Origin of the sequence: Aquiflexum sp., assembly GCF_041749095.1 — a bacterium.
Taxonomy (GTDB): domain Bacteria; phylum Bacteroidota; class Bacteroidia; order Cytophagales; family Cyclobacteriaceae; genus Aquiflexum.
The window spans coordinates 1-8330 of the sequence record NZ_JBGTCA010000150.1 but is presented as its reverse complement, the minus strand read 5'-3'; the positions used below and the strand labels follow the sequence as shown (position 1 = coordinate 8330).

The window sequence follows — 8330 nt, the reverse complement described above, 5'->3', positions numbered from 1 at the left end:
ACCCCTCTCTTCATCTGCTCCAATCTGTTTTTCAATCCCTGCCATTCATCCCTTAGCCTTGCAGCTTCCATGAAGTTAAGTTCTTTGGCCGCTTTTTCCATCATCTTTTGGGTCTGGATGATCAGTTTTTCCAATTTTTCTTTACTTAGGTATTGGACCAGGGGATCAGCAGCTACCAATGTTTCAGCATTGACCGTGTCCTCGTAGGTTTTGGCATTTTTCTTACTGTCAGCTACTTTGGTCTGTCCCATGATCTTATCCTTGGATCTGATAATGGTGGTTGGGGTAATCCCGTGTTCCTCATTGTAGGCAATTTGCAGACTTCGGCGTCTATTGGTTTCATCAATGGCCATCCGCATGGACGCTGTTTCCCTATCTGCGTACATGATAACCATTCCGTTTTCATTTCTTGCCGCCCGTCCGATGGTCTGTACCAAACTCCGCTCATTTCTAAGAAATCCCTCTTTGTCAGCATCTAATATGGCAACGAGAGAGACCTCCGGTAAATCCAACCCTTCCCGCAACAGATTGACCCCGACTAGGACATCAAATATTCCCAAACGAAGTTCACGCAAGATTTCAACCCTGTCCAAAGGTTTTACTTCGGAATGAATATAGCGGCTTTTAACCCCTGTTTTTTCCAGATACTTCTGTAATTCCTCAGCCATTCTTTTGGTTAGCGTAGTTACCAATACCCTGTCTCCGGATTTTACCCTTTCATCGATTTCTTCCAAAAGATCATCAATCTGATTGGCACTGGGTCTGACATCAATGATCGGATCCAAAAGTCCTGTCGGTCTGATAATTTGCTCTACCACGACTCCTTCAGTTTTTGCCAGTTCAAAATCTGCCGGCGTAGCACTGACATAAATGGCCTGATTGATCAGGCTTTCAAATTCATCAAAATTCAGCGGTCTGTTATCAAGGGCAGATGGCAATCGAAATCCGTAATCCACCAAATTGATTTTTCGGGATCGGTCACCCCCCCACATTCCCCGTACCTGAGGCAATGTGACGTGGCTTTCATCCACGACCAAAAGAAAATCATCCGGAAAATAATCAATCAGGCAGAATGGTCTGGTTCCGGGCTTTCTCCTGTCAAAATACCTGGAATAATTCTCCACACCCGAACAATAGCCCAATTCCCTGATCATCTCAAGGTCAAATTCTGTTCTTTCCCTCAACCTTTTGGCTTCAATGAGTTTCATGTCTTTTTCAAAGAATGACACTTGTCCCATCAGGTCATCCTGTATTTCGTGAATGGCGGTATCGATGACATCCCTTCCGGTTACAAAAAGGTTTGCAGGGAAAATCGAGATGATTTTTTCATCGGACAATTTCTTTCCGGTCGCAGGATCTATTCTTTGCATGGCTTCGATTTCATCCCCCCAAAAGAAAATCCTGAAGGCAAAATCTGCATAGGCCACAAAAATATCAACGGTATCACCTTTTACCCGAAATGTACCATGTGTCATTTCATTGTTGGTTCGGCTATAAAGGATATCGACCAATTTGAAGAGCAATTGGTTTCTGGGGATACGATCCCCTTCCTGAAGCCGGATGACATTTTTTCCAAATTCTTCCGGATTTCCAATACCATAGATGCAGGAAACCGATGCGACCACGATCACATCCCTTCTTCCGGACAAAAGGGCCGAAGTTGCACTGAGTCTCAGTTTTTCGATTTCTTCATTGATCGAAAGGTCTTTTTCTATATAGGTTCCGCTGGTAGGAATAAATGCTTCCGGTTGGTAATAATCATAGTAGGAAATAAAATACTCCACGGCATTTTCCGGAAAAAACTGTTTGAATTCCCCATATAGTTGTGCTGCCAAGGTTTTGTTATGACTTAGTACCAAGGTCGGTTTTTGAACCTGCTGTATCACGTTGGCCACAGTGAAGGTCTTCCCCGAGCCGGTCACCCCTAAAAGGACCTGGGCAGGTTCTCCATTATTTACACCTTCCACCAACTCCCTGATGGCATTTGGCTGATCTCCGGTGGGTTTATATTCTGATACTAATTTGAAGTCCATTTTTTATGTCTGATCAAAAAAGATATAACATTGTCCCCCCGGTAAATAGTTTAGAGAAACCAAAGTTTATATTCTTGCTTTGGATTTTCCAATGTTATAATAGAGAAAATTTGTTCGAAGGAGAATCACCAACAGTAAAGGAATAATACTGGGGTGGAATGACTGCCAACCGAAAATCCAGAATACCAAAGTAATATTGGCCATAATCATGGCAAATAATAAGTATTTTTTTACCCAAGTAACGGTTTCATTTTTCATGAGAGCGACAGCCAAAACCAAATGTCCCGGAAATGCCCAAAGTATATTCCAATTGTATTTGGTCTGGGAATGGAAAGTGAAAAACCAAAGTAGAACAATCAACAGACCCAATAGACCAAGCACAAAAAAGAAAACAATGTCAAAGCCTTTGAACATTTTTTTTCTTTTGAAGCCGATATAAGTGAGCACCATAGTAATGATAGCAAATAGCCACCAAAGGACATAGGGGTTAAATAAATCCAATTCTGAAGACCGTTCCGGGAACTCCATAATCACATTATTTTCCTTGACAAGAGGCCTTGTTGGTCCATCCCCTACGATCATAGCCCTTCCAAATGCTGCCTCCATATAATCCGGCAAAAACTGTTTTTCTATTTCTTCGGCTGTGACATCTATTACCGAACCCAATGCAAGGTCAATCCCAAAATCGGCCCATGCCAGTCGATAGACATATTCATCGATCATATTTCGGAAAGTTTTTTGTTCAGCAAGCGGATCCTCATTCCAGTCCAGTTGATTTCCCAAGATTTCCTCCATGGCATCCCTTATACGGGTAGCACAATTATCATAAAAGAAATCATAGCGGTAAAAACGGTTTGGGGGAAGATAATTGAATTTGAGAAATTCGATCATCTTGTCTGTCTGTTCGGGGCTTAAGTCAAGAATCTGTTCCCTTACTCCCCGCTGATTATAATGGTATTCTATTAAAAACCGGTCATAATTTGTCAGGCTCAGCATATAATCCAGGGTCCTTTGGGTGAATTTGACATAAAAGAATGGCACATTAAAATCAAATGTCCCATAGTTGAAAACATAGTCTTCGCCACTGGTTCTATCAAATACCCGGATGGCACTATGTCCAAAAGCGGAGTACAGTTCATCACCCGGATCACAGGTCAAAAGGCTGATCTGGAAATCCTGAGCATGGCTGAAAAAAATAACCGAATAAATAAACGGATAAATGAGCAGTAACTTTTTTAAATAAGCAGTCATAAAATTAAATTCATGTAGGGTTCTAAACTTTTTCAAATATGGATTTTTTCAAAGACAAATATTCCAGCATTTGCACAAATTCGGTACGAATTTATGGGAATTATATTGTATTTTTTGTTTTAGTGATTTTCATAAGTCAGCAGGTTGATGCTCAGATTGCATTGGAAGTAGGGGATTTCAGGACAATTGGTTCAGGGGATTTTGATAATGTTTCAGTTTGGGAAGTTTGGGATGGGGTTAATTGGGTGGCGACTGGTGTGAAGCCAGGGATGGGGAATAATATTTTTATTGATTACCAAAATGAAATCAGATTGACAGGTAATGAGTCCGCCAAAACGGTTTACTTGAATGCACAAGGATCAACAGGTAGTAAACTTAATTTGCAGAATCATGCTTTAGAGGTTTTCGGTTCTCTTCGGTTAATGGAAAGATTCGGATCTGACTACCAGTTGATTGGAAGCAGTACAGCAATAACTGTAACTGATTGGATTTATCCGGTTACAGGCCAAATAATTTTCAAAGGAAATTCGAGGAATGTTGTTGATAGGTCATCATGGAGTGCACAAAATACAAGAAGTAAGTTTACAGTAATTTTTGATCCGGAACCGGGTGCAGTTTTAACAGTGAACTCACCATTTAAAGCAACTAGATTTATAATTCAATCAGGGACTGTAGTTCAAACTTTGAACACCAACGTTCCATCGATATGTTCAACATTCTCATTCAATGTGGAAGCAATTTTCAATGGTTCAGGTCCGTACGGGGACTTTATAATTGAACCAGGAGCCACACTTATTTCACAATGTTCATCGCCCTTAGATCCTATAATTTTTAGAACAGGAACAATCCCAGCCAACCTTTTCCATCTAAAACCCGGAGCCAATTTTGTCCTTTTGGGGAATGAACCGGTTATGGATGCTGCCAATTTCCTTTTTGAAGGAAATGTCTATTACAGGTCTAATTCCGGTAATCAGCGATTGGTCAGGACTTCAATGGCAAGTTCAGGAAAACCAAAAACCTATAACAACCTACTCTTTGAAAATCTCTCCAATAAACTCCTGCCGGATTCGGTTTTTTTAAGAGGGGATTTTGTCAGGTTGACAGGAGGAAATATTGTGGAGGCACCTACCTATTTAAGGTTTGAGGGCACCGGAATCCAACAGGTTGTCAATTGGCAGATGGACCTACAGCAAATTGCCGTGGACAAACCTTCAGGCAGGGTGGTCCTTTCCTCTGACCTGCGTACCAAATCCAATTTTATCATGAAACGAGGTCAGGTAGATTTCAGTGGCTTTGACTTACATATCAATACAAATGGAGGAGGGAGTCTGAATTTTTCGGGAGGAAAGTGGCTGAATCTCCATCAATTGCACTATAATCAAATACCTTCCAGCTTAAACGCTTCAAATGCAACATTCCCCTTCGTGGATGCCTACAATGGAGGTGTAAGAAAAATCCGGCTATTGGGCAATTCTCCAGGTGGGGATCTTTCGGTAAGATTTATGGAAATTCCAGGGACTAATTGGGATCCGATGTTTGATGATTCTGATGGAACACCGATTTTATATCAATTAAACAGTTACTTCGAATTTGCAGGTCTATCGTCAGGTACAGATGATATAGAAATGAGGATATCTGCGGAAAATCTGATTGTCGATGATGTGGATGATCTCAGAATCGTCAGCAATGGTCTCGCCGCACCGGGCATCCACTTGCCCGGTTTGGACGCTGATACCTTATGGGCCAGGAGGGATTTGCAGTATGGAGATCTGAATGGCGTTACTTTTACAGTGGGAAGTTATCGTGAACTTTCTATTCTTCCTGTAACATGGCTTGATTCCCGTGCCCAATGGAAGGATGGAGAAATCCATATTTCATGGTCTACAGCCAAAGAATCCGATAATGAAAGGTTTTTGATTTACAGGTCTTTGGATGGTTTGGAGAATTACCATTTGATTGGTGAGGTACCTTCGTTGGGCAACAGTGAAGCTGTACAGCATTATAATTTTACATACAGGGAAAAACTTACTACCGCCAATGTTTTTTACCGGATAAAACAGGTTGATCATAATGGAGACAGCAGTTATAGCAAAGTTTTCCGGTTGGAAGGTATCAAAAGCTCCGATCTGGAAACCAAATTCCGGCTTTGGCCCAACCCTTATACCTCCGGACCAATCCGGATTTCTATACCACAGGATTTAGACAGGAGCCTTATCGGACTGAAGATTTTTGATATCATGGGTCATGTCCATTATTCCGGCAGTTTTGCAGAAGATCAAATAGAGCAGATCTTTGAGAGGTTAAATCCAGGTCTTTATTTACTGGAGGTCAGTGATAGTAGGAAAAGACATCTTTTGAGATTTATAAAGAAGTAGGGTGTTTAACTGCTATTTGATAGTTGATGACTTTGTTGAAGACAGAAGACGGGAGACAGAAAACGGAAGATACGTCATTCCGTGTCCCCAACATTATTAAAATGTTCAGAAAAGGAATGACATCAAGTTACCCGCTAGGCAGCCGTCATCCTGAGTAATTAACATTTTGGAAATGTTCAGAAAATATAATGACATTAGTTTGGCTTATATATGATTAATTTAAACGAAATTAATGTAAAACCAGTAAATAATTGCACTTATCAATAATCTGTCAATGGTAGGCACGAAGAATCTCCAGAGGTCCTATTTATGTTTATATTAAACATTTCCGGATCCTCTTGAGATGCTTCTCCCGATAGCCCCCATAGCTATCGGGGGGATCAGCATGAAGGGTGCTCCGATTTATGTCATTGGTAGTCCCCAACATGACGGCTGCTTCGATTACGTCATTGCGAATTGGCTGGCTTTATTGTCTTAACAAAAAAATGATGGAACCACAAAAGTGACAAAAGGGAACAAAAGACTATATCATCAAAAGTTGATATCAGTAACATTTGTATCCTTTTGTCACTTTTGTGGTTCAAAAAAAATTCCCTTTGTGATTATCCACAATGATCTATCTAGCATTGCCCGCTACAGGGATAATTCCTTACTTCCATAAAATATAAACTGAAGTTTGACCGCCCAAAAAATATTGGGGGGACTTCGATAAGTCAATCCCAATAAATTTTTTAACTTGGTTCGTTAACCTAGACCCAACCTATGTCATTTGTATTTGTTTTCATTAGCATCTTGGTGCTCATTCTATTGATCACCTGGCTCAAGTTCAATCCTTTTTTGGCGTTTTTGATTTCCTCCATTCTTGCCGGTTTTCTTTTGGGGATTCCTCCCGAACTGATTGCAGTTTCTGTCCAAAAAGGCATTGGCGGAATCCTCGGTGATTTGGTGATTGTCATCGTAATGGGTGCTATGCTGGGCAAGCTGGTTGCAGAAAGTGGGGCCGCACAAAGGATTTCAGATACGTTGATGTCCATATTCGGGGTAAAAAATGTAACCTGGGCAATGATGGTGACGGGTTTGGTGGTAGGCATTCCGTTGTTTTATAATGTTGGCTTTGTCTTGTTGGTCCCTCTTGTTTTCACTGTTTCCTATCAGTACAAGCTGCCTGCGGTTTATGTAGGGATTCCATTATTGGCGGCGCTTTCGGTGACCCATGGGTTTTTACCGCCACATCCTTCACCGGCTGCTTTGGTTGCACAGTTTGGTGCCAATATGGGTTTGACCTTGGCCTATGGTCTGATCATTGTTATTCCGACTATTATTATTGCCGGGCCTGTATTTGCCAGATTCCTCAAGAATATTGATGCCAAACCATTGGAGACCTTTCAGGCCAAAACCAAACCTGAAGAAGAACTTCCCGGGACTTTCAACAGCTTTTTCTCCGCCTTATTTCCGGTTTTCCTGTTGATCGGAACCACGATTATTACATTGAACATGTCAAATGAGCATTGGCTTTTCCCCTATATCAAATTCGTTGGAGACCCGGGAATGGTCATGTTGATTTCTTTATTGATAGCCACTTTTACCATAGGAGTCAGGATGAATTTTTCAATTCCTACGCTAATGGACATATATGTGGTAGCTTCCAAAGATATTGCCATGATATTGCTGATTATTGCAGGGGCAGGTGCGCTGAAGCAGGTATTGATGGATTCAGGGGTTAGTCAGACTATTGCAGATTCGCTTCAAGGTTGGGATGTCCACCCATTGATTTTGGCTTGGACGATTACAGCCATCATCAGGGTTTGTGTGGGTTCGGCCACTGTTGCGGGCCTGACCACTGCAGGGATTATTGCCCCTTTGGTTTCCGGCGGTTCAGTCGATCCTAACTTGTTGGTTTTGGCCATTGGCGCCGGAAGCCTGATGTTTTCCCATTTCAATGATGCAGGTTTCTGGCTTTATAAAGAATACTTCAACGTCAGCGTCAAGGACACCATCAAATCCTGGTCGCTTATGGAGACCATTGTGGCCGTAGTCGGACTAGGCGGGGTAATGATATTAGATGCCTTTATATGATTACCCAAGACCTTTACCATTCAAACCCAAATCTAAAATCTAAAATCTACCTTCTAAAATCTTATCCATGAAAACAGCAGAAGAAAACTTTTCAAATCTCGGTCTTGAACTTTCCCCACCTCCAAAGCCACTTGGCGTTTATAAACCGTGTTTGGTAGATGGCAAATACTTGTACCTCTCAGGACATGGGACAGTTCAGAAGGATGGAACTCTAATAATTGGAAGAATAGGTGAAGACCTGGATATTGAAGCAGGAAAACTTGCAGCAAGACAAGTAGGCTTGGCCATGCTGTCCACCATACGGGCAAATATAGGTAGTCTCAACAATGTAAAAAGAGTGATCAAAGTACTGGGCATGGTAAATTGCACATCAGACTTTGAAAAACATCCTTACGTAATCAATGGATGCAGTGAACTTTTCGCTGCTGTCTGGGGACCGGAAAACGGAATCGGAGTCAGAAGTGCAGTAGGCTTTGGGTCATTACCCGATAATATCCCAGTGGAGATTGAAGCTTTATTTGAATTGAAGTAATTTTAATGATATAAATTGAAATACGTTGATATATGCTTCGCAATATAAATGGATATAGGTCCG

General features: G+C 41.4%; 5 protein-coding genes. 3 read left to right on the top strand and 2 right to left on the bottom strand.

Annotation, left to right across the window (positions count from 1 at the left end):
• A partial coding sequence (uvrB, locus tag ACEW8O_RS07675; RefSeq protein ID WP_373494036.1) for an excinuclease ABC subunit UvrB occupies positions 1 to 2033 on the bottom strand: 2033 nt, incomplete at its 3' end.
• Between the two features lie 66 nt (positions 2034 to 2099).
• Complete coding sequence (locus ACEW8O_RS07670; protein ID WP_373494035.1) at positions 2100 to 3284, bottom strand: DUF4105 domain-containing protein; 1185 nt, start codon at positions 3282 to 3284, stop codon at positions 2100 to 2102.
• A gap of 38 nt (positions 3285 to 3322) precedes the next feature.
• On the opposite strand from ACEW8O_RS07670, the gene ACEW8O_RS07665 reads away from it, so the two are divergent.
• The 3 genes from ACEW8O_RS07665 (at position 3323) to ACEW8O_RS07655 (ending at position 8267) form a co-directional block, all read left to right on the top strand.
• Complete coding sequence (locus tag ACEW8O_RS07665; protein WP_373494034.1) at positions 3323 to 5659, top strand: T9SS type A sorting domain-containing protein; 2337 nt, start codon at positions 3323 to 3325, stop codon at positions 5657 to 5659.
• A gap of 762 nt (positions 5660 to 6421) precedes the next feature.
• Complete coding sequence (locus ACEW8O_RS07660; protein WP_373494033.1) at positions 6422 to 7735, top strand: gluconate:H+ symporter; 1314 nt, start codon at positions 6422 to 6424, stop codon at positions 7733 to 7735.
• Between the two features lie 67 nt (positions 7736 to 7802).
• Positions 7803 to 8267 carry a RidA family protein gene (locus tag ACEW8O_RS07655; protein WP_373494032.1) on the top strand — a complete coding sequence of 155 codons (465 nt, stop codon included), beginning with the start codon at positions 7803 to 7805 and terminating at the stop codon, positions 8265 to 8267.
• The last annotated feature ends 63 nt before the right edge of the window (positions 8268 to 8330 follow it).

Bases quoted from the DNA above. Each gene is read 5' to 3' on its own strand.
- ACEW8O_RS07670 (WP_373494035.1), bottom strand. From the start codon at position 3,284: ATGACTGCTTATTTAAAAAAGTTACTGCTCATTTATCCGTTTATTTAT.
- ACEW8O_RS07660 (WP_373494033.1), top strand. From the start codon at position 6,422: ATGTCATTTGTATTTGTTTTCATTAGCATCTTGGTGCTCATTCTATTG.
- ACEW8O_RS07655 (WP_373494032.1), top strand. From the start codon at position 7,803: ATGAAAACAGCAGAAGAAAACTTTTCAAATCTCGGTCTTGAACTTTCC.
- ACEW8O_RS07665 (WP_373494034.1), top strand. From the start codon at position 3,323: ATGGATTTTTTCAAAGACAAATATTCCAGCATTTGCACAAATTCGGTA.